This window comes from Companilactobacillus kimchiensis (assembly GCF_001438805.1).
Classification (GTDB): Bacteria; Bacillota; Bacilli; order Lactobacillales; family Lactobacillaceae; genus Companilactobacillus; species Companilactobacillus kimchiensis.
This window is the reverse complement of the sequence record NZ_JQCF01000005.1, coordinates 24,407-44,850: the sequence shown is the minus strand read 5'-3', so window position 1 is coordinate 44,850 and position 20,444 is coordinate 24,407. Positions and strand designations below refer to the sequence as shown.

The window sequence follows — 20,444 nt, the reverse complement described above, 5'->3', positions numbered from 1 at the left end:
TCCTCTATTAATCAATATTTTCTGAAGTTAGATACTTAGGAAGTAGATCAACTTTACCTTCAAATAATTTAATGCCTGCCATTCCACCTAAAACAAGGAATAACATAAAAATATATCCATGTACTGAGAAATTACAAATTGAAGAATATAATGCCCCAATGTTACATCCACGTGCACAACGGCTACCTAGGCCCATTAATAATCCACCTGTTGCATAAACTAAAATATCTTTCTTAGTAAAGTGGAACTTCATTGAAAATCTACCTGCCATTAAAAAGGCTAAAAATGCTCCTAGCACGAGGCCAATATTACGAATTGTTCCTCCATCTACCAAAAGACTTCCTTTCATGGCCTCAGCAGTTTCATCAAATGCGGGTGATGTAAATTTAGCACCAAATAATCCAAGAAATTTTTGATCTAATGATACAAACGGTGTAGTTACACCCCATGCCTTTCCAGTTGTTATAAGAATAAATATTGCTCCAATGGAAATACCAATTGCGCCGGTTATAAAACTCCATCTTTCAACGAAAAATTTATGATATGTTTCCCATGATAAGAATTTTACAGGTTCCCCACTATCCTTAATTGGTTTTTCATATTCCAAATAATCAGATTTTGGTTCTGAATACATCCCCATTTCTTTCTTATGATTTTCATACTTCTTTGCTAGATAATACAATCCTAAGAAAATCAGTAATGTTACGACTATGGAACCACCATAACCAATGTATTGTGGCATCCAAGCTTTAATACCAATTTGTCCAATAGCCGTTTGATCAAGATCATAACCTAATTTTTGTCCTGGAGCTGCTGCCAAAACAAAGAATGGAAGTGCTATCCATGAATGTCCTTCACCTTCCCCAAAATCTGACAAAGTTCCACTAGCACATCCTCCGGCAAGCATCATTCCGATTCCGAATAAAAATCCACCTAAGGCCGTGGAAATATTACCAATCCTAACATTCTGTGTGCCAGGTATAATTGACTGAGCATCACTTGTTACAGTCCATGCTGGTAATGCTCCCTTACTTGCTGCTGCCCATTGAATACCTACATTAACTATCGCTGTAATTGCAAACATAACTAATAATGCATTAGTTAAACTTGCCTCCCCGCGATAAAAAACTCTTTTAATACCTCCGGCAAATCCAAATCTAGATCTTGTTAGAACATAACCAATTAACAGACCCGCAAAAAGCGCCATTGGTAACTTACTTACCTGTGTATTTAAATAAAATGCCCAAAAAATAATTAAAGCAAAAACAATTAGTCCAATAATTGGTTGTTTGGCATCTAAACCATACTTTTTCATACTCTTTCCAATCATTAGTTTCAGCCCCTTTCATTATTAAATGAATAATTACTAATACCACGCGTGTTTATGATGTTAATTTAGCATAAATTATATTAATATGTAATTGTTTGTAAGAGCGATAGCTTATATTTCAATTGTGAAAAAGTTAATATGTTACAGATGTAGTTTTTTATTTGTTATATCTACCCTGGTGCAATCACAAATATATTTATTAATTTACTCACAAAGTTTTATCGTTATTATTTATATATATATGTTCATAAATATTATTTATAATGGAGAAAACGCTTATGTTTCGTGATATTATCGCTTTCCAAAAGGTCTATGAAACACGTAGTATTACCCGTGCCGCTAAAGATCTCTATGTCACTCAACCAACTGTCTCACTTCAAATAAAACGTCTGGAAGAGGATCTAGGAGTTCAGTTATTTAAACGCAATGGTAATAAAGGGTTAATTCCAACTGAAAATGCCAATCGTTTTTATCGTGATTCTCAATTGGTTTTAAATGGTTGGGAGAATTCCCTTAATCATCTAGTCAAAAAACATCGAAGCAATCGAGTTAAATGTGTCATCGGTGCCTCACCGACAACCGCTAATCATGTTTTACCTCCATTAATGAACAGCCTAAAAAATTATTTTGATCGTTTTGATTTTGAATTAATAACTGCCGATTCTGAAAAAATTTTGGAGGAAATTACTAAACGAGAAATAGACTTTGGAATCGTTGAAAAGCCTATTGTCACGCACTTAATTGAACAAGTTCCTTTTGCCTCAGATGAATTAGTTCTGGCTGGTGATGCCGATAATCCAGAATGGATCATTGGTAAACCCGGTTCTACTCAACGGGAATATACTGATAAGTACTTCAACGAACATCATATTCGGCCGACAAAAGTTATCAAAGTTAACGATAATAATATGATCATCAAATTAGTTTCACGTGGTATTGGTAGAGCTATCGTTTCCAAACGCTCAATTACAGATACGCTCTTACCTTATGAGCAATTGTCGAATGATTTTTGTAATCAATTTTATCTGATCAATCCTAAAACAGCGAATTCAAATGAAATCCAAAAATTAATTGCATTAGTAAAAACATTATTACCACAATTAAGATTTTAAAAAAGCTAGAGCAAATTGCTCTAGCTTTTACATTGTAATAATTTGATATTCAAATCCTAAATCTTTCAAAAATTTTTCTAATCCCGTCATCCCTACAAAAATAGTCTTTGTATTGTCATTCGGATGAAATGTCAAAGGAATATCACCTACAATATCTTTTTCAAAATAAACTTGAACATCTTTTTCCTTATTATTCATCAAACCAAAAATCGAAACAACGCCCGGTTTTAAGCCTAATTTCTCCATCAGACTGACTTCCGAAGCGAATTTAACATGTTTTTCACCAACTATTTCAGCGAAGTGCTTCATATCAAGTCGCTTGTCGTCATCCATAAAAACTAAATAGAAATTATGTTTCTTTTTGTCAGTTAGAAAAAGTGATTTAGTTCTAACTCCGACTTTCCCTTTAATATATTCATCAGCTACATCAGTGGTAAATACAGCCGGATGCTCAACGATATCAAATGGCACATCTAACTATCTAACTCTGTTTTAACCTGCTCATATGGACTCATAAGACGCCTCTTCCGTTAAAATAAGAATATTTATCTTTATTCTACCCCTGACCTAAAGATAAAAAAATAAACCAACTGAAATTTAATTATCAGTTAGTTTATTTACAGACTCTTTTTAAACTAGTGTCAAAATGAACCAAATAGCAGTTAAGACACTGATTTTGATTTTATCTGATTGTGACACTTCTAGGAATCTCCAGTTCAATGCAGCTAATGCACCGAATCCAATAACCCCAGCAATACCATTAGCCCAAATATCTGTTTTACCAGCAATTAGGACAACGATTATAATCAGCAAAGCATCAATTGTTAAACCAATTGCTATATTAACGATCAGTTTAAGCTTGTAATTATCATTGTTTCTCAACAATAATGTAAACACCCAATAACCGATAGCAAACGAAAGAACTGATCCAACTACATAGATCAATAGCTTTAGCCATTTCCCCATTTGTGGCATATTAGCAACATCTGGATCTGAAACGATCATTTGAATAACTTCCATAAAAATACTGATTAAGATTACTCCCAAAGCAGAAAGTTTATCTATTTTATATAAATTCTTCATATTTTCCCCTATTCTTCTTTCAATAATCCAACTAATTCTGATTTAGCAGCTTTATTAGATGGAATAAATCCGAAGATCAAACCAACTGCCGTTGAAACTGACAACGACAAGATAATTGCATATGACGTTATATCAGCTTTGAATGGTAAGAATGCATTGATGATTGAAACGAGAATGTATCCTAAGATAATTCCGATGACACCACCGATAATACAGAGAACAACACTTTCAATCAAAAATTGGTTTCTAATATCACTTGATGTAGCACCAAAGGCCCGACGAATCCCAATTTCTTTGCGACGTTCGGAAACAGTAATATACATCACATTCATAACCCCAATACCAGCAATCAAGAGTGAAATTCCAGCAATAAAGGCGATGAAGTAAGTAATATCATTTAAAATTCTCGTAAATTGTTTACTAATAGCATCTGGATTAGAAACTGAGTATTTACCAGTTTGCTTCTGTTCACCCATAGCTTTCATCCGTTTAACGGCTGTCTTACCAACTTGTTTCTTATTAGCATCAGGTTGAACGTACAATTTAGCTTGGTCTCGAGAAATTTGACTAGCAAATAATTGTTTAAAAATCGTCTTAGAAACATAGGCATCCGGACGATAATTCATATTACTAATATGATAAATTCCTTGAACAACAAAGATGGTTCCATCAACTGAAATCAAACGATTGATAGCATTTTCTTTGAATAACTTATGGGCCAAATCTTCCGAAATATAAATCCCGTTGGAAGCCCCAGTCATTGTAAAGTAGGTACCTTTAACCAGCTTTAAGTTCTTTGGTTGTTTGTTCAAACCAATTGAAGCAGTTTTAGTTTTGTATGAAACTTTAGCACCTGCTTCAGCAATACTACTAGCTAATTTAACATGATCGACACCCGGTACTTTTTCCAGTACTGAAGCATCATTTTGAGTAAAACCACCATCAGTATTGTAATCAGACGTTGGTTCCCACTGTAAGATAACTTTATTACGAGTATTGTGATTTCCCATACCCTTAGTAACGGTGTGAGCAAAGCCATCCCCGATTGCTAAGATACAGATAACACTAGCAATACCAATAATAATTCCAAGCATTGTTAGGAAGTTTCTATTTTTGTTTTTACCAATTGATTTAAAAGCGATCAAAATTTTATCAGTCATGATTTTTCACGCTCTTTTCATCGTTATATAAATGTCCATCACGAATATAAACAGTTCGCATTGCATATTCTGCCACTTCGCTATCATGGGTAACCATAATTACCGTTGTGCCAGCTTTATTTAACTTCGTGAAGATATCCATGATTTCTTTACTAGTTTTTGAATCAAGCGCACCCGTTGGTTCATCAGCAATAATTAATTTTGGACGATTAACGATTGCTCGAGCAATGGCAACTCTTTGTTGTTGACCACCAGATAATTCAGATGGACGATTTTTTTCTTTGCCCGTCAAACCAACTTTATCAATCACATCAGCAATCAATTCTTGTTTGTTATTTTGAGCTTTTTTACTATAAATAAGTGGAATTTCAATATTTTCATAAACATTGTAAGTTGTTAGCAACTTGAAATTTTGGAAAACAAATCCCAATTGGTCACCACGAATTCGTGATAACTCATTGTCACTAACGTTTTGATAATTTTTATCTTCGAGCAAATATTCACCAGTATAACTTTGATCCAACAATCCTAAGATATTGATCAAAGTTGATTTACCAGATCCGGAAGGTCCCATGATAGCTAAAAATTCTCCATCAGCAACTTCCAAATTGATATCCTCTAAAACAGTGAATTTGCCATAAGCCTTTTTTACATCAGTAACTTTAAGCATTTATTTCACCGCCTTATTTTAAAACTAGCTTGTCGCCAGCTTTAAGCCCGTCGATCACGTAATAGTCTTGATCTTTTTTAGTCATAGTTACGTGTTTCTTATGCTTCTTGTCATTCTTTAAGACATAAACTGTGTTCTTACTCCAAACGGCCTTTGAAGGAATCTTGTATCCGTCTGATTCAGTCTTGATTTGAACGTGCATACCATATGGAAGTTTATCTTCTGTAGCAACACGGAAATGATAATAAGAAACATTGTGTGTGCTATAAGGAATAGCATCTTTTTGTTCATAGTTACCAGAAATTTTTGTACCATTGTTCTTGATTACTGTAACGTCAGCACCAAGTTTAATCTTATCAATACTGTACTCATTAACATTACCTTGGATAACTGGAGCCCCGTAAATATAACCTCTACCAGCATCATCCTTAAAGTAAGTACCTGCAATCGGTGCAACAACTGTTCGACTTTGCACCTTATTAATCTTAATAACCTTAGCTTGTGCCTCAGCAAGTGCTTCTTGATCCTTGCTTAATTCAATCTTGTCAGCAGTTTGCTTGTCAGATGAGTCATAAGCTTGGATAGCTAATTGAGCTTGTTGAATTTCAGCATTAGCACTAGCTAGGTCACTACTCATATCACGATAGAATGTGAATAGCACTTCACCCTTAGTAACTTGTTGACCACTGATGACGTGTGTTGAAGCTAAAGTTTCATCCTCAGTTTTTGGTTGATCACTAACAGCTTGTTTGTCGTTTTCTTGAACAATACCGTTGAAATAATTAGTATTATCACGTTGAACCGTATAAGTTTGATAATCTACTTTATTATTATCATTCTTGAAACCGTTTCCCAAAACTAGAAACAGAATAACGGCAATTAAAATAACATTAATACTCCAAATGGCAATTTTAATTCTCTTCATAAATAGTCTCCCTAAATTTGCTTATCTTAAATAGCATAACAGTCTTAAACTAGACAAAATTTGGCGTACTGTCAATGCTTGAAAACGAAAAAAAAGAGCATTTCTGCTCTATTTTTTTACTTAAATTAAATGATACCAACATCGTTAGCGTTTACAAACTCATTTGTAGAGACACAATAATATTTTTCTCCATTTATTCAACTGTTCGATCAGCCCCCTATTACTAACTCAAGCTGAACTGATAAAGTCCGGTTCTTACCTATAATAATGTCTAGTTCTACTAAACTGTGACTGTTTTTTTATTTTCAGTATCTGAATCATCATTTTTCACAATTCGTTTCAACCCAATTCCTGTGAAGCCACTAATAATGGAAAGAAGTGGTGAAAGTAAACTGAAGAAACAGAATGGTAAGAAGGCCAAAGTTGGTACGCCTAAGGTATTGGCAGCAAAAGCACCAGCAACACCCCAAGGAATCAAGTAGTTAATTACGGTTCCACCATCTTCAAGAACACGACTCAAGGCTAAGTTATCCAAACCGCGTTTGTTGAAAGTTTCCTTGAAAGCTTTACCAGGAAGGATAACTGAGAGGTATTGTTCACCAACGAAGATATTAACTCCAATACCAGAAAGAATTGTGGCTGTTACGACTGATCCCGGTGTCTTTAAACGTTGTGCCAATGGTGTCATGGCTGTTTGAATGATGTCAAACTTCATTAAAAGACCACCTAATGACAAAGTTAGGAAAATCAATGAGACTGTACCCATCATGGAACTAATCCCACCACGCGTAAGCAAGGCATCGACACTGGCATTACCAGTTTTTGAAACGAAACCTGTTTCGATAAACCCAGCGATACTTTTGACTGAAGTACTTGGTTTTTCGATGAAAATCATACCAATAGTAACAGTGATATTTAAAATCAAAGTAGCAATGGCCGGTATCTTCATAATCGAACAAGCAAACAACAAGACAATTGGTAAAATTGACCACCATGAAATGACGAAATTACTATTCAAAACATTCAAAGTTGTATCAATTTTCCCCAAACTAGCGCCAGAACCAGCATTACCTAAAATTGCGTAAAGAATTAATGAAATGATAAAGGCTGGAATCGTCGTCCACATCAAATTTTTAATATGAGCGAACAAGTCAGATTCGGCAATAGCTGAGGCCAAGTTAGTTGAATCTGAAAGTGGTGAAGTCTTATCACCGAAGATAGCACCGGAGATAATAGCTCCAGCAACTAAGGCTGGGTTCATTCCTAAAGTTTGACCCATTCCGAAAAGAGCGATCCCGATAGTTGAAATAATGGTAAAGGCACTACCAATTGATGTTCCGATCAAAGCACAAACCAAGAAAACTGAAGGCACGAACCATTGAGCTGAAATCATATGGAAACCCGCCACCATCATTGATGGAATAATACCGGCTGCAATCCAAGTACCAATCAAGGCACCAATTAAGATAAAAATGAAGATTGGGATAATTCCGTTTTTAACTCCATCGATAATACCGTCAAAAATATCATCCCATTCACTACCACGAACTTTGGCCCATAACATCAACAGACCGATAACTACTAAGACTGGTGTTTGAGGTGATAGTCCAAATTTGATAACCCCAAAACCTAGGACGATCAACATCATTACTAAAATTAAAATTGCTTCTCTAAAACTGACTGTTTTTACTTTTTTATTCATTACGATTCCTCCGATTTGTTTTTATCTATTACGCGAAAAACAAATATCGGGGATTGCCACCACAAGTATTTATCATCATATTCCTACCCCTTAAGTATAAAAAAAGTCCCCGCTGCAAAAAATTGCAACAGGGACGATTAGTTTACCGTGGTACCACCCAGCTTGAGAATAGTTTAGTCTAAATAAACTATTACTCCACTCTCGAGGATAACGGCCCTCTCATTCCGCTTGGAAAACCAAGTCGTATCTGGTATTTCATAATTACACCCTGACCGGTTCGCATTAACCACCGGCTTTCTTACGCCCAGATGCATTACTAATTAATTCAGATACTTACATTTGTTTATTTGAATGACACCAACAATAACAGGTTATTTTTCATCCGTCAACCTATAAATATTTTTTAGGCCATCCGGTGATCAATGAATCTAGATAACAATGACAACGCATAGCAGACCACAAAGTACATGATAGCCATCATCACAAAGACAGGAATGATGTAGTTTGGATCTTGTCCATAAACAACTTGACCATGTTGCATCAATTCAGGCACCACGATAATTGTGGCTAATGATGTATCCTTGATCAATGAAATAAATTGACTAACTAGTGCTGGAATCATTTTTTTATAAGCTTGTGGTAACACAATGTGCCACATCGCTTGAGGTAACTTCATCCCCATTGCCCGTGAAGCCTCCATTTGACCCACATCGACTGCATTTATCCCAGAACGAATGATTTCAGCAATCATCATTGATTCAAAAACAGTCATTGCCAAAATTGCGGCGGGAATCGTATCCGGTTTAAAACCGAATGCAGGCAATCCAAAGTAAACGAAGAAGATAATCAATAGTAATGGTAAATTACGAATAACATCAATAATAAAACCAACTATTTTTGAAAAATATGGAACTTTAGCATATCTAATAATCCCTAAGACCGAACCAATGACAAAACTTAAAATCACCGAGATAACGGAGATCAAAATCGTGATCCAGAGGCCTTGGAGAAGAAATCTAATATTTATCCATGAATAAGCATTTATCCAATTTTGCATAATTTACTCCCCCTAAGCCAATTTCTTTTCTAGATGTTGCATGTAATAACTGATTGGTAAAGTAATAATCAAGTAGAAAATACCAACAATTACGTATGTATTAACTGTATCAAAGGTTTGTGAAGCAATCGCATTACCTTGATACATCAAATCAAATCCGGCCACAAAAGCTAGGACTGACGAGTTCTTGACCAAGTTGACAAATTGGTTCCCCAAAGGTGGAAGAACATACTTAAAGGCTTGAGGCAACACGATGTGACGCATTGCTTGCCAGAAAGTCATTCCTTGAGAACGAGCAGCTTCCATCTGTCCTGGATCAACAGAATTGATACCGGCACGAACAGTTTCAGCAATAAAGGCTGAAGTGTAAATCGTCAATCCAACTGTTCCGGCTGCGAAACCATTAATTTTAACGATATACAGTGGAATTACTAAATAGAAAAACATAGTAATAACTAATAACGGAATGTTACGAAAGATTTCAACATAAACATTTCCGATAATACGTAAAGCTTTATTAGGAACAACTTCTAGAATGGCAAACAGCGACCCAATAATCAAACTAAAGAATAGTGCTAAAACACTTGATAAAAGTGTCCAGCCAAAGCCACTAATGAAGGCACTCCAATTACTTGTTAGTAAATGAATCATTTGCGTAACACCTCCTTGTAGTTAAATCCAGGCACATTACCAAACCATTTGATGATCAATTTGTTATAAGTACCATCTTTTTCAAGCTCTCTAAGTGATTTGTTAACAGCTTCCTTAAAGGCAGGTTGTCCCTTATTGATCCCGATACCATAAGGTTCAGTCGTAAAGGCTTTCCCTTGTAATTTGTAACCAGGATTATTAATGGCCATACCAGCTAAAATAACATTATCAGTTGTCAAAGCATCACCTTGACCAGACTTCAAAGCTGTTAAGGCTTGCGCATAATCTGGTAATTGTAAAACTCTAGCTTTTGGTGCAAATTTTTTAACGTTTTCAACTGAGTTAGAACCAACAACCCCAATGATAGTCCGATTATTCAAATCTTGTACTCGCTTAATTGGTGAACCATCTTTAACCAAAATTGATTGTCCAGCATCAAAGTATGAATTAGAAAAATCAATTGTCTTTTGACGTTGCGGCGTTACAGTCATTGTAGCGATGATGGCATCAATGTTACCGTTCTTCAGCAATGGAATACGTGACTGTGATGTAACGGTAACGAACTTAGCCTTAGCATCTTTACCTAACATTTTCTTGGTAATAGCTTTAGCAAGATCGATTTCAAAACCCTTTTCTTGGCCATCCTTAACATCAGTTAAACCAAGTAATTTAGTATCAGCTTTTACACCCCAAGTAACTGTCTTTGATTTCTTGTCATTCTCCAAAATATTTTGTGATGACAATGGTTGTGAACCACAGGCCGTCAAAGTAAAGACTAGGAGTAAGGAAGTGATGACTAACGCTAAATATTTTAATCGTTTCATATCCGTATCCCCCTAGTGTTTAATAATTTTACTTAGGAACTGTGTAGCACGTTCATTAGTTGGGTGATCAAAGAATTTATCCTTAGAATCATCCTCAAGAATTTGCCCGTCAGCCATAAAAATAACTCGGTTGGCTACTTCTTGAGCAAAGCCCATTTCGTGGGTAACAATTAATGAAGTCATATCACTTTGGCTAGTAACGTACTTGATAACTTTCAAAACATCATCGATCATTTCGGGATCAAGCGCACTAGTTGGTTCATCAAAGAGCATGCAACGTGGTTTCATAGCTAAAGATCTAGCAATCGCAACACGTTGTTGTTGACCACCAGAAATCTGTGATGGCATATTATGAGCTTTATCAGCCAATCCAACTTGATCCAACAAAGCCATGGCTTGTTTTTTATTTTCTTCTTCGCTCATCTTAAGGACGATTCTTGGTGCTAACATAACATTCTCCAAAACATCCTTATTAGCATATAAGTTAAAATGTTGGAAAACCATCCCCACATCTCTTCTAATTCGGTTGATATCAGTTGATCTATCAGCAATATCACGTCCATTGACGATCAATTGTCCCTCTTGAATTGTTTCCAACCCATTAACCGTTCTAGACAAGGTACTCTTACCTGATCCTGAAGGTCCAATTAAAACAACTGTTTCGCCCTTGTCGATCTCAAGGTTAATATCTTTTAAAGCGTGAAATTCTCCATAATATTTTTGCACATTACGGAATTCAATCATTGATGACATATTCACTACTCCCTTCCCTACTCTTGGAAAATTTTCCCATAAAATTTATATTAAGAAAATTTTAATGTTTAATTGGTGGTTTGGCAACAAAAAAACATTTTGTGAAATTATTGTTCGGTTTTATCACGACCGACCAAGGTCCCTGAAAACTATAACACCAATGTTATTAGGTTAATAATCTAAACATTTGAATCGAAAAATAATTTTTCCGAACAAGCAAAAGCCCAAATAATTAGAAATTATTTGGGCTTTTTTAATTTTTGAAAAATTGTTGAGGATTTCAAAATATTTTAAATTATTAAGGGGGGAAGTGCTTCTCGTTTCCGAGAAGCTGCGCACACAAGGTGATCACCCGATGTGCGCAGTCCCTCGGAAGGGATTGTGAATCATTATTTTAAAACGATTTTCTTGTAAAGATATCTAGTTAGGAAGTAATAACCGAGATATAAAACAATGAAGATAGCAAATGGTATTTCAATATTTGCATAAGGTTTATACAAAATCTTAGTAAATAATTGTAGACCCATAAGTACGTGGATAATTCCTAAAATAGCTGGTACTGAGAAAAGAACGGCAATTTCTTTGTTAATAGTAGTCCGTAAGACTTTTTGCTTAGTACCGATCTTATAAAGCATGTTGTAACGCTTGACGTCACCATTAGCTCCTGAAAGGATTTTGAACATCAGACAACTAGCTAACATTGCTAGAAAAGCAATTCCTAAGAAGAAGCCCATGAACTCTAACCCAGAGAAGAAACCATTGATTAATGTATAAGCACTGTATTTGTCGCCACCGGCATTTTTCAAAGCTGGATAACGTTTAATTTCGGCCTTAGAAATAGATTTGATAGTAGCCAAATTATTCTTAAATGAATTAGTTTTAACAAGTACAGTCGTTGTTTCTTTACCATTCATTGCTGCATAAGCACTATCACTGACAAAACCAACTTCCATAGTTCGTTGATCTGGCAAACGAGTATTCATTAGTTCATAACCAGCATTAGTATTTTTACTTGGATTGTTAGTAGTTTTAGTTGAAGATATCATTGTTTTAGTATCAATTTGTGAATATCCAACTGGTTGTTTTTTAAATTCACTAGCACGGTAGTAAACTTTTTTACCATCAGTTTTGTAATTATAAACATCCTTAGTTTTGATACTCAAACTCTTCATTCGCTTCTGTTGTGCAGCATCTGGATTAATTACTTGTACATCGTAATAGTTTTGACCATTAACAACGTTGTCAATCTGATTATTGAAGCCAAGACCAACAGTGATAGCACCTAAAGCCAACGCGAACATCATTGAAACCATTGAAAGGATTTTAGTATAGTCGTTAATTCGGAAACTCAATTGTGAAAGTGTAAAGTTATTTAAGCCCTTTTGAGAATAGTTAGTATTCCGTTTTAACATGACAATAACAGCTGTCACAAAAGAATTAATTGTCAGATAAGTTCCTAAAACAATTGTTACTAAGGCAACTGGAATCCCTAAGTAAATGAACCCAGGGTTAGTTCCAGCATACCAGAGAGCAAAGTAGCCAATTGCCAAAAGAATTAAGCCTAAAACAGCTTGAATAGATTTTAAAACGCCGTTACGTTTAATTTTCACTGGTTGACTGTCACGTTTTAGTAAAGTTAAAACCTTACTTCTACGTAATGAAATTGAATTGCGAATAGCTGAGAACATGAAGATGACGATAAAGAATACAAATGTCCAAAGTAATGCTGGTAGATAAAAACTGTTGAAATGCTTAACTTGCATATCCATAGCACTGATAATCCAACGACTAACAAGTCCTGTCGCAAAGATTCCAATAATTGAACCAATTACCGTTGAAATAGCACCAATAGTAAAAGTTTCCACAAAAATCATGCGTGAGATTTTACTGCTCTTAGCGCCGAGCATCATGAACATCCCATATTCTTTTTGACGCATACTCAACAAGAAAGTATTTGCGTAATTTACATAGACAATTGTAATAATAGCTAAAAGTACGATTCCAAAGCCAAAGATAAAACTAGTCGCTGCAGCCGGAGAATTGGAACTCAAGAAGGTCTGATTAGTTGCTAGTGACATAAACATATAGAAAATAGCTGAAGCAATCATCAATCCCGAAAACAACACACTGTAATCACGAATTCGATGTCTAATGCCACTCAAGGCTAATTTATTTAACATAATTTCCTCCCTATTCTGCAAATGTTCCTAAAGAATCTAAAATTTCTTGATAATATTCGGCACGTGAAACGTCTTCTTTCTTCAATTCTTGACCAATTTCACCATCTTTAATGAAGAGGATCCGGTCACAAAAACTGGCTGAAAACGGATCATGTGTTACCAATAAAATTGAAACATTATCTTCACGATTGATCTTAGTTAACGTATCCATCAAGGCTCTAGCACTCTTGGAATCTAAGGCCCCAGTAGGTTCATCCCCAAAGACGATTGATGGTTCGTGTACCAAAGCTCGAGCCGCAGCGACACGTTGCTTTTGACCACCAGATAATTCAGTTGGGTAATGATTGAGGATTTCTTCCAAACCAAGTTTTTCAGCAATACTCATTACTGCTGGTTTGATTGTTTTTACTGGACGATTTTGTAGTGCCAATGGCAAAGCAATATTTTCATAAGCTGTTAAATTTTCCAAGAGGTTAAAATCTTGAAAAATAAAGCCAATTTTATTGGCCCGAAAATCAGCCATTTGGTTATTATTTAATTTAGTAATGTCTTCACCAGCAATCTTAACTTGACCACTAGTTGGTGTATCTAGAGTAGATAGAATATTTAATAGCGTTGTTTTACCAGAACCTGAGGCACCCATAATTCCTACGAATTCGCCGGGTTTAACTTCAAAGTTAACATCTGATAAGGCCTTGAATTGTTTTTCGCTAGCCTTTCCATAAATCTTTTCAACGTTTTGAACTTCAACGATTTTTTGCATTTGTACTTCCCTCCATGAAAAATAGATTCAAGCGATATTCGCTTTTCCTCTTCATTCGATATATCTATCATAACTGGAAGTCTATTTTGGGTCGTTGGATTCTCCTTACGTTTTCTTACATTTTTGTAAGTCATTGTTATATTTATTAATGATTGCGGTCGGAGTAATTTTACCTTTAATTGCTAAATATCAACGATCAAAAGAAATTAACTAACTCTGCTTTTGTTGTACACTAAAAGAAAAGATTTAGGAGTGATCCTTTATGAAACAAAAAATTGCGGTACTATCTGATGTTCATGGTAATATCACGGCTCTAAAAGCAGTCCTAAAAGATGCCGAAAAAAATAACGCCCAAGAAGTTTGGTCAATGGGTGATATTGCTATTGGTGGTTCTTCCATGGAAGAATGTTTTCAACTACTAGGAGAGGTTAATACGACTCAATATTTGATGGGAAATTGGGAAACTGCTTTTCTATCGGTAATTGCGACTCAAAGCGTTGACCTTGATAATCCTAGTCAGGTTTATTTTGCTAATTTGGTTCAATATGATTACGAACATTTAACACCAGGACGAATAAAACAAGTTAAGGAACTCCCTTTGACGAGTAGAAAAACTATAGAAAATATAACCTTTTCTCTAACACATAATTTACCAACCACTAATCGTGGTCATGAATTATTTGCTTATCAAACCCAAGCAAATTTTGATGAATTAAATATTGGAACAGACATAGATGTGGCCATCTATGCCCATACACACACTCCACTGTGGCGCTATACTACTGAGGGACAAATGATCTTAAATCCTGGTTCAGTTGGGCAACCTTGGTACAGTCGACAAAAACTTATGAAAAATCGTGATGCTAGTTATATGTTATTAACACTTTCCGATGGGAACGTTGAGGATGTTGATTTCCGTCGCGTTAAATATGATATTCAGGCTGAACTTAATAATGCTGACCAACTTGGTTTTCCATATCCAGCATTGTATAAAGAACTTTTAACTACTGGTCACGCATCAACTCATGATAGAGAGAAGTTAAAAAAAATCAATCTTGATCGAAACTATCGTCAAAAGGCCAAAGAGTTTCTTATTGACTTATCAAGTAAATAAAGGTTAATTTTAAGATAACGCTATAAATAAATTAATAATATTGGGGAGTAGTCTTATGATTGATGAAATTCAAAAGAATATTGAGCAATACGATACGATTATTATTCTCAGACATCAAAATCCAGATCCAGATGCGATTGGTTCACAAACTGCCTTAGCGACCATGATACGTGAGGCCTACCCTCAAAAAAATGTTTACATTACAGGAATTGACTTACCAGTTCTCGATTGGATTGGTAATATGCAAAATGTTTCACCTGAAACATATCAAAATTCTTTAGTTATTGCGGTTGATACTGCTAATGCTCGCAGAATTGATAACAACGGTGAATATAAAACAGCTGCCAAAATTGTTAAAATCGACCATCATCCCAATGTTGATCCATTTGGCGATGTGAATTGGGTTGATGAAACTTTCTCCAGCTGTGCTGAAATGATTTACACCCTAATCGAAAAAATTTCAACTTTCAAACTCTCTAAAAAGAGTGCTTATAGTCTTTATTCTGGTATTATCGGTGATACAAACCGTTTCTTGTATGCTGAAACGACTTATCAAACTTTAAACATTGCCGCTCAATTGGCCAAAACAGGTATCGACATCTCGGAGATTAGCCTACATGAAGATGAAATGTCTTCTCACGTGGCTCGTTTGGAAGCCTACATTTTAGACAATTTCAAAGTTACCGATTCCGGATTCGGTTATATCATAATTCGCAAAGATACTTTGGAAAAATTCCATTTAGCCGATGGTGAATTGGATCATGTAGTCCCATTGATTGGTAGAATCAACAGTGTCAATAATTGGATTGTTGTCAGCGAAAAAGATTTAAATCGTTTCCGTGTCAATTTACGTTCTAAAAATGTTTCTATCAATGGAGTTGCTGAAAAATTTGGCGGTGGCGGTCATCCCCTTGCCAGTGGCGCTTACGTCTGCAGTATGAATGATGTTCATGCTTTGATGGACGATATGGATAATTTGAATAAACAAAAAGAAAATATTTAATACCAAAACAGGTCATTACAATTTAATGTAATGACCTGTTTTTATGTTGTTTGAGAGTAAATCTGATTTATCTGGAACACAGTAGGCCAACTTAAAGGCGCTAAAATTCACATCATTCCAACAAAATATCAGAAGAATAATTTTTTCTTGATGAAATCAGTATCCTATAAGTTTAAATATCTTGCTCCACCTGTTCATTGTAATAAACAATTTTAGGTTCAAATTTATCGCCATCAAAATGTACTTTAGTTAATGACAAATTATTAGGTTCAACTTGATCTAATAAAAATGGTGCGTAGGTATTAACTAGCGCTGTCAAAATGGCACTATGAGTTACCACGATTACTGGTTTAGTTTGAACTTCACTAATTTTTTTAATTCCACTAGCAAATCTATTCCAGAATTGTTTACTAGTTTCAGCCAAATGTGTTGGATCCAACTTAGCCAGTTTATCTTGCATATCATTGGCACTCATTTCTTTAAGCGTATCTTCAACTGATTTTCCAGAAATTTTAGCATAAGTATCTTTTTTAGATTGACCTTCAAAGCTGCCATAAAATTGTTCTCTTAATTCTGGCATTGTTAACATCTTGAGTGGTTTGCCACCAGCAGCCTTAATTCCATTATTTAACTCAGTAACCGTTTGGACAGATCGATTCATATCGCTTGAATAAATCGTATCAGCTACTTCACCTAAATTACCCAATGTTCGGCCCATACGATAGGCTTCTTCGTGACCTGCTTTAGTTAGCGGAGTATCAGACCAACCTTGCATTTTACCAAGTTTATTAAAATATGTTTCTCCATGACGAATGAAATATACATCCATAATTTATCACTCCTAGATTAAAATCTATTTCAAAATAAGTGTAGACTTGCTAGAATTAAAAGACAATTTTTTAGAATTTCAAAATAAATTATCGATAATTCAAATTAATTGTCGTAAAAAGAAATTAGTAATATTATTAACACCAGAGAACCGGTGATGACGTTCACCGTAAAAATTCGTGAGAATTTGACGACGTCTACCTTTAAATAAAGGTAGACGTCGTTTTTTTATATTTCAGGAGGTATTTATGATGTTTGACAGCTTACTGTTTAAAGACACGAATAACCAACCTAAAGAATTATTAACAAGTGATCCCATTTTTCAGGATCTTGATTTGGAAGATCTTTTTACTCAAGTAAATCAATTAACTGGTTACAATATCACCAAATTTAACCACCAACCATTAATTGATAATGATGAAATTAGATATCGACAGGAAACCTTTAAAGATTTTCAAAATGGCATAATTTATCAAGCCTTTGAAAAATTTACTAAACAAATGCTTTATTCATTCAAAGATCATCAAGAGTTAAGCCATTTAGACCCTCAAGCATATAAAGAACATAAATTGGTTAATATTTTAGACAGTGAATTTAATGCTATCCATGAATTATTGAGCACTTTAACGAATGAATCGCTTGATTCTAAGGGATTAGTTAAATTTATCGATTATTTAGAACAATATGACAATTCTGACAAAGTTAAAGAAATCAAAACTTATATCGATAAAATCGATAAAGATTTTGGTGATATTTATTATCGGTTATACCTCAATGGACGTTCCGTCACTGTCGAAGCTTTACCAGAACATAAGGAAAGTATGGACGATAACTTTAGAGAAATCTTCGCCCCAATTTTCGACAGTTTAAATGACATGACCGCTCCCGTCAAAATGGAAGATATTCACGCTGCTTATAATATGAATAATTTACAAGTTTCAATTATTTCTGAATTGGCAAAATTATATCCAGAGCAATTCGCCGAGTTAAGCGACTTTTATCAAAAGTACGCTGACTATACTAATTTGTTGATTGAAAACACTGTTCAAGAATTAACTTTTTTTCTAGCTTGGCAAAAGATTGAACATTTGATTCAAAAAGATACAAATTTGGCTTTTACTATCCCAATCCTTGTAGATTCTGGTTCTGAACGAATCGATAATAGTTTTGACTTTCGTTTAGCACTTAAATTGGATCACGGTCATGACAATCCCAAAATTGTTACTAACCAATTCAAACTGGAACCAGACAAGCCATTTTTAGTCATCTCCGGACCTAATCAAGGTGGTAAAACGACCTATGCCCGCATGGTTGGTCAAAATTTATACTTGGCCACCTTAGGTATTGCCATTGCCGGAACTTCAGCCAAAATTAGGACACGTTCAGCCATCTTCACCCATTTCGACCGACAAGAATCTAGCAATAAACTTAGTGGTTTACTCGAAACCGACGTTGAAAGAATTCATCAAATCATTGAAAAAGTCGATAATAATAGTTTTATTATCTTAAACGAACTCTTTTCTTCAACTTCAGAAGAGGATGCAACTGAATTAGGCAACCGCGTCCTCAATGCCTTAAATGACCGTCAAGCTTCAGGAATTTACGTTACCTTCCTAGAATCATTAGGTAACAATTCCCACGTTCAACCATTAATGAGTCAAGTTACTAAAGACGCTGAAAGAACCTTCAAAGTTATCCCTGAAGATTTAAATGGTAAAGCCTACACAGATATTCTATTAAAGAAATATCAACTTAGCCAAGCTGATATTGAAGGGAAGTTATCAAAATGAAAACCACCTTGATTTCACCCACTGATCTCGATTTATCCAAATTTGAATTAAGTGACCTTCAAGAAGATGTCTTCGAAGATCTTGAGTTAAAGCCTATTTTAGAAACCATGTCTGATAAAGATAAATTTCTTAACAATACAATTTTAAAAACTTGGTTTACACCACTAAAAACTAACGAAGAATTGCTTTATCGCCAAGCCGCTGTCAAAGATGCAGTAACTCATCCCCAAGAAATTCATGATCTCTATCAAGTAGTAATCGACACGATCAAGACCGTTAGAAGTGAGTTTTGGTCCTTGGATTCTGGTTCGGCATCCTATAAATTGCATAGTTTTTCCCGCCAAATCGATATTTATTTGAACTACATTGCCAAACTCAAAGAATTTTCTAATACTGATTGGCAATCAAAAAATTTCCAAGAATTTTTTACTCGTTTGACTCAAATCTTCCCACCTGATGCCTTAAATACAATGCATGCTTTGATTGACAACATTGTCACCAATAGCACTTATAGTTATCCTGTTAAACTAAATAAAAATTTTGGTAGCGACATATCAGATTTAGATTTTAACAAAAAAGCTGGGCGTTTTAGTGGCATGATGGGGTCCGTTATGACCCGCTTTGATAAAAAGGAAGCTAATTTTATGATTCCTGAACGTGATGATGACAGTAGCAATGCTTTGGGACATTACAATAACGTGGCCGACCTGAGCTTAGCTACCAAGGTAGTTAACACCAAATACGAATTGGAAAAATTCTTTAATGAATTACAATTTCAAGTAGGCTTTTTACTTGGTAGCGTACGTCTTAAAAATTCCTTACCTAATATTAATATCTCCTACCCAACTGTCAATTCTAAAACTGCTATCACTGGTTTAAAAAATGTAGTCTTATTAATCAGTGAAGACAGTCCTAGTATGGTAGTCGGTAATGATCTTGAAGGTCCTAACATGTCATTAGTAATTATTTCCGGAACCAACCAAGGCGGTAAAACTACTACCTTGAGAAGTATCGGCCAAGCACAATTAATGATGGATGCTGGTATGTATGTCTTCGCCGACAACTATCAGGCACCACTTTATGATCAAATTTGTACTCACTTTAAACGCGAGGAGGACTCCAGATTGACTAGCGGTAAATTAGATAACGAATTATCTCGGATGTCTAATATCGTTAAAAACATCAAGTCCAAGAGTTTAGTCTTGATGAATGAATCATTCTCTTCAACTAATGAACACGAAGGTTCCCAAATCAATGCCCAAGTTGTTTCTGGCCTAGTCAACAGTGGCACTACTGTGATTTCTGTTACTCATCAATTCGAATTCTCTAAGATGTTATCTTTGAATGATGATATTGAACCCATCTTTCTGAGACCCGAACGAGATCAAAATGGTCATCGCAGCTTCAAATTACTCAAAGGTACTCCATTAAAAACTAGTTTTGGCATTGATATTTACGATCGTGTTTTCGGAACTAATACTAAATAACAAAAGACACTT

Annotated in this window: 18 protein-coding genes, 1 pseudogene and 1 riboswitch; of the genes and pseudogenes, 5 read left to right on the top strand and 14 right to left on the bottom strand. The window is 35.1% G+C overall.

All coding sequences use genetic code 11. The features are described 5' to 3' along the window. Window positions 1–7 precede the first annotated feature (7 nt). Complete coding sequence (locus IV57_RS03960) at window positions 8–1,330, bottom strand: YeeE/YedE family protein (protein ID WP_057880206.1); 1,323 nt, start codon at window positions 1,328–1,330, stop codon at window positions 8–10. A gap of 278 nt (window positions 1,331–1,608) precedes the next feature. Here IV57_RS03960 and IV57_RS03955 point away from each other — a divergent pair, with 278 nt between their 5' ends. After that, a complete protein-coding gene (locus IV57_RS03955; RefSeq protein WP_057880205.1) occupies window positions 1,609–2,442 on the top strand; it encodes a LysR family transcriptional regulator in 834 nt (277 codons plus the stop codon). Between the two features lie 27 nt (window positions 2,443–2,469). Here the strand turns inward: IV57_RS03955 and IV57_RS03950 are convergent. The 12 genes and pseudogenes from IV57_RS03950 to IV57_RS03895 all read right to left on the bottom strand — a co-directional run bounded on the left by IV57_RS03950 (window position 2,470) and on the right by IV57_RS03895 (window position 14,210). Continuing rightward, window positions 2,470–2,957, bottom strand: a pseudogene (locus tag IV57_RS03950) (prolyl-tRNA synthetase associated domain-containing protein). Between the two features lie 115 nt (window positions 2,958–3,072). Further along, complete coding sequence (locus IV57_RS03945) at window positions 3,073–3,525, bottom strand: hypothetical protein (protein WP_057880203.1); 453 nt, start codon at window positions 3,523–3,525, stop codon at window positions 3,073–3,075. A gap of 8 nt (window positions 3,526–3,533) precedes the next feature. Beyond that, window positions 3,534–4,685 (bottom strand): ABC transporter permease, encoded by a 1,152-nt coding sequence (locus IV57_RS03940; RefSeq protein ID WP_057880202.1) that lies wholly within the window; start codon window positions 4,683–4,685, stop codon window positions 3,534–3,536. After that, window positions 4,678–5,355 carry an ABC transporter ATP-binding protein gene (locus IV57_RS03935; RefSeq protein ID WP_057880201.1) on the bottom strand — a complete coding sequence of 226 codons (678 nt, stop codon included), beginning with the start codon at window positions 5,353–5,355 and terminating at the stop codon, window positions 4,678–4,680. The genes IV57_RS03940 and IV57_RS03935 overlap by 8 nt, the downstream gene beginning before the upstream one ends. Window positions 5,356–5,368: 13 nt before the next feature. Further along, complete coding sequence (locus IV57_RS03930) at window positions 5,369–6,280, bottom strand: efflux RND transporter periplasmic adaptor subunit (protein ID WP_057880200.1); 912 nt, start codon at window positions 6,278–6,280, stop codon at window positions 5,369–5,371. A gap of 280 nt (window positions 6,281–6,560) precedes the next feature. Further along, window positions 6,561–7,982, bottom strand: coding sequence for a Na+/H+ antiporter NhaC (nhaC, locus tag IV57_RS03925; protein WP_057880199.1), 1,422 nt, complete (start codon window positions 7,980–7,982; stop codon window positions 6,561–6,563). 403 nt (window positions 7,983–8,385) lie between these two features. Further along, window positions 8,386–9,039, bottom strand: a complete 654-nt coding sequence (locus tag IV57_RS03920; protein WP_057880198.1) for an amino acid ABC transporter permease — start codon at window positions 9,037–9,039, stop codon at window positions 8,386–8,388. Window positions 9,040–9,051: 12 nt separating this feature from the next. Next, window positions 9,052–9,690: an amino acid ABC transporter permease gene (locus IV57_RS03915; RefSeq protein ID WP_057880197.1), complete on the bottom strand. Its 639-nt coding sequence runs from the start codon at window positions 9,688–9,690 to the stop codon at window positions 9,052–9,054. Further along, window positions 9,687–10,514: a glutamate ABC transporter substrate-binding protein gene (locus IV57_RS03910; RefSeq protein ID WP_057880196.1), complete on the bottom strand. Its 828-nt coding sequence runs from the start codon at window positions 10,512–10,514 to the stop codon at window positions 9,687–9,689. Before IV57_RS03910 ends, IV57_RS03915 begins: the two co-directional genes overlap by 4 nt. Window positions 10,515–10,526: 12 nt before the next feature. After that, window positions 10,527–11,258 (bottom strand): amino acid ABC transporter ATP-binding protein, encoded by a 732-nt coding sequence (locus IV57_RS03905; RefSeq protein ID WP_162261212.1) that lies wholly within the window; start codon window positions 11,256–11,258, stop codon window positions 10,527–10,529. 398 nt (window positions 11,259–11,656) lie between these two features. Continuing rightward, a complete protein-coding gene (locus tag IV57_RS03900; protein ID WP_057880194.1) occupies window positions 11,657–13,447 on the bottom strand; it encodes an FtsX-like permease family protein in 1,791 nt (596 codons plus the stop codon). Window positions 13,448–13,457: 10 nt separating this feature from the next. Then, window positions 13,458–14,210 carry an ABC transporter ATP-binding protein gene (locus IV57_RS03895; protein WP_057880193.1) on the bottom strand — a complete coding sequence of 251 codons (753 nt, stop codon included), beginning with the start codon at window positions 14,208–14,210 and terminating at the stop codon, window positions 13,458–13,460. Between the two features lie 262 nt (window positions 14,211–14,472). On the opposite strand from IV57_RS03895, the gene IV57_RS03890 reads away from it, so the two are divergent. Both IV57_RS03890 and IV57_RS03885 read left to right on the top strand, forming a co-directional pair. Next, window positions 14,473–15,324, top strand: a complete 852-nt coding sequence (locus IV57_RS03890; protein WP_057880192.1) for a metallophosphoesterase family protein — start codon at window positions 14,473–14,475, stop codon at window positions 15,322–15,324. Between the two features lie 55 nt (window positions 15,325–15,379). Then, window positions 15,380–16,327 (top strand): DHH family phosphoesterase, encoded by a 948-nt coding sequence (locus IV57_RS03885; RefSeq protein WP_057880191.1) that lies wholly within the window; start codon window positions 15,380–15,382, stop codon window positions 16,325–16,327. 172 nt (window positions 16,328–16,499) lie between these two features. On the opposite strand, the gene IV57_RS03880 is transcribed toward IV57_RS03885, so the two are convergent. After that, on the bottom strand, window positions 16,500–17,156 hold the full coding sequence (locus IV57_RS03880; RefSeq protein WP_057880190.1) for a histidine phosphatase family protein: 657 nt from the start codon (window positions 17,154–17,156) through the stop codon (window positions 16,500–16,502). A 143-nt stretch (window positions 17,157–17,299) separates the two neighbouring features. Next, window positions 17,300–17,362, top strand: a riboswitch (Fluoride riboswitch). A gap of 44 nt (window positions 17,363–17,406) precedes the next feature. Between IV57_RS03880 and IV57_RS03875 the strand changes: the two genes are divergently transcribed. Next, window positions 17,407–18,945 carry a MutS-related protein gene (locus IV57_RS03875; protein ID WP_057880189.1) on the top strand — a complete coding sequence of 513 codons (1,539 nt, stop codon included), beginning with the start codon at window positions 17,407–17,409 and terminating at the stop codon, window positions 18,943–18,945. Further along, entirely contained in the window at window positions 18,942–20,432 is a 1,491-nt protein-coding gene (locus IV57_RS03870) for a MutS-related protein (protein ID WP_057880188.1), read from the top strand. Before IV57_RS03875 ends, IV57_RS03870 begins: the two co-directional genes overlap by 4 nt. The last annotated feature ends 12 nt before the right edge of the window (window positions 20,433–20,444 follow it).

Bases quoted from the DNA above. Each gene is read 5' to 3' on its own strand.
- IV57_RS03875 (WP_057880189.1), top strand. From the start codon at position 17,407: ATGTTTGACAGCTTACTGTTTAAAGACACGAATAACCAACCTAAAGAA.
- IV57_RS03900 (WP_057880194.1), bottom strand. From the start codon at position 13,447: ATGTTAAATAAATTAGCCTTGAGTGGCATTAGACATCGAATTCGTGAT.
- IV57_RS03955 (WP_057880205.1), top strand. From the start codon at position 1,609: ATGTTTCGTGATATTATCGCTTTCCAAAAGGTCTATGAAACACGTAGT.
- IV57_RS03945 (WP_057880203.1), bottom strand. From the start codon at position 3,525: ATGAAGAATTTATATAAAATAGATAAACTTTCTGCTTTGGGAGTAATC.
- IV57_RS03940 (WP_057880202.1), bottom strand. From the start codon at position 4,685: ATGACTGATAAAATTTTGATCGCTTTTAAATCAATTGGTAAAAACAAA.
- IV57_RS03915 (WP_057880197.1), bottom strand. From the start codon at position 9,690: ATGATTCATTTACTAACAAGTAATTGGAGTGCCTTCATTAGTGGCTTT.
- IV57_RS03890 (WP_057880192.1), top strand. From the start codon at position 14,473: ATGAAACAAAAAATTGCGGTACTATCTGATGTTCATGGTAATATCACG.
- nhaC (WP_057880199.1), bottom strand. From the start codon at position 7,982: ATGAATAAAAAAGTAAAAACAGTCAGTTTTAGAGAAGCAATTTTAATT.
- IV57_RS03905 (WP_162261212.1), bottom strand. From the start codon at position 11,258: ATGATTGAATTCCGTAATGTGCAAAAATATTATGGAGAATTTCACGCT.
- IV57_RS03880 (WP_057880190.1), bottom strand. From the start codon at position 17,156: ATGGATGTATATTTCATTCGTCATGGAGAAACATATTTTAATAAACTT.
- IV57_RS03910 (WP_057880196.1), bottom strand. From the start codon at position 10,514: ATGAAACGATTAAAATATTTAGCGTTAGTCATCACTTCCTTACTCCTA.
- IV57_RS03935 (WP_057880201.1), bottom strand. From the start codon at position 5,355: ATGCTTAAAGTTACTGATGTAAAAAAGGCTTATGGCAAATTCACTGTT.
- IV57_RS03920 (WP_057880198.1), bottom strand. From the start codon at position 9,039: ATGCAAAATTGGATAAATGCTTATTCATGGATAAATATTAGATTTCTT.
- IV57_RS03930 (WP_057880200.1), bottom strand. From the start codon at position 6,280: ATGAAGAGAATTAAAATTGCCATTTGGAGTATTAATGTTATTTTAATT.
- IV57_RS03870 (WP_057880188.1), top strand. From the start codon at position 18,942: ATGAAAACCACCTTGATTTCACCCACTGATCTCGATTTATCCAAATTT.
- IV57_RS03885 (WP_057880191.1), top strand. From the start codon at position 15,380: ATGATTGATGAAATTCAAAAGAATATTGAGCAATACGATACGATTATT.
- IV57_RS03960 (WP_057880206.1), bottom strand. From the start codon at position 1,330: ATGATTGGAAAGAGTATGAAAAAGTATGGTTTAGATGCCAAACAACCA.
- IV57_RS03895 (WP_057880193.1), bottom strand. From the start codon at position 14,210: ATGCAAAAAATCGTTGAAGTTCAAAACGTTGAAAAGATTTATGGAAAG.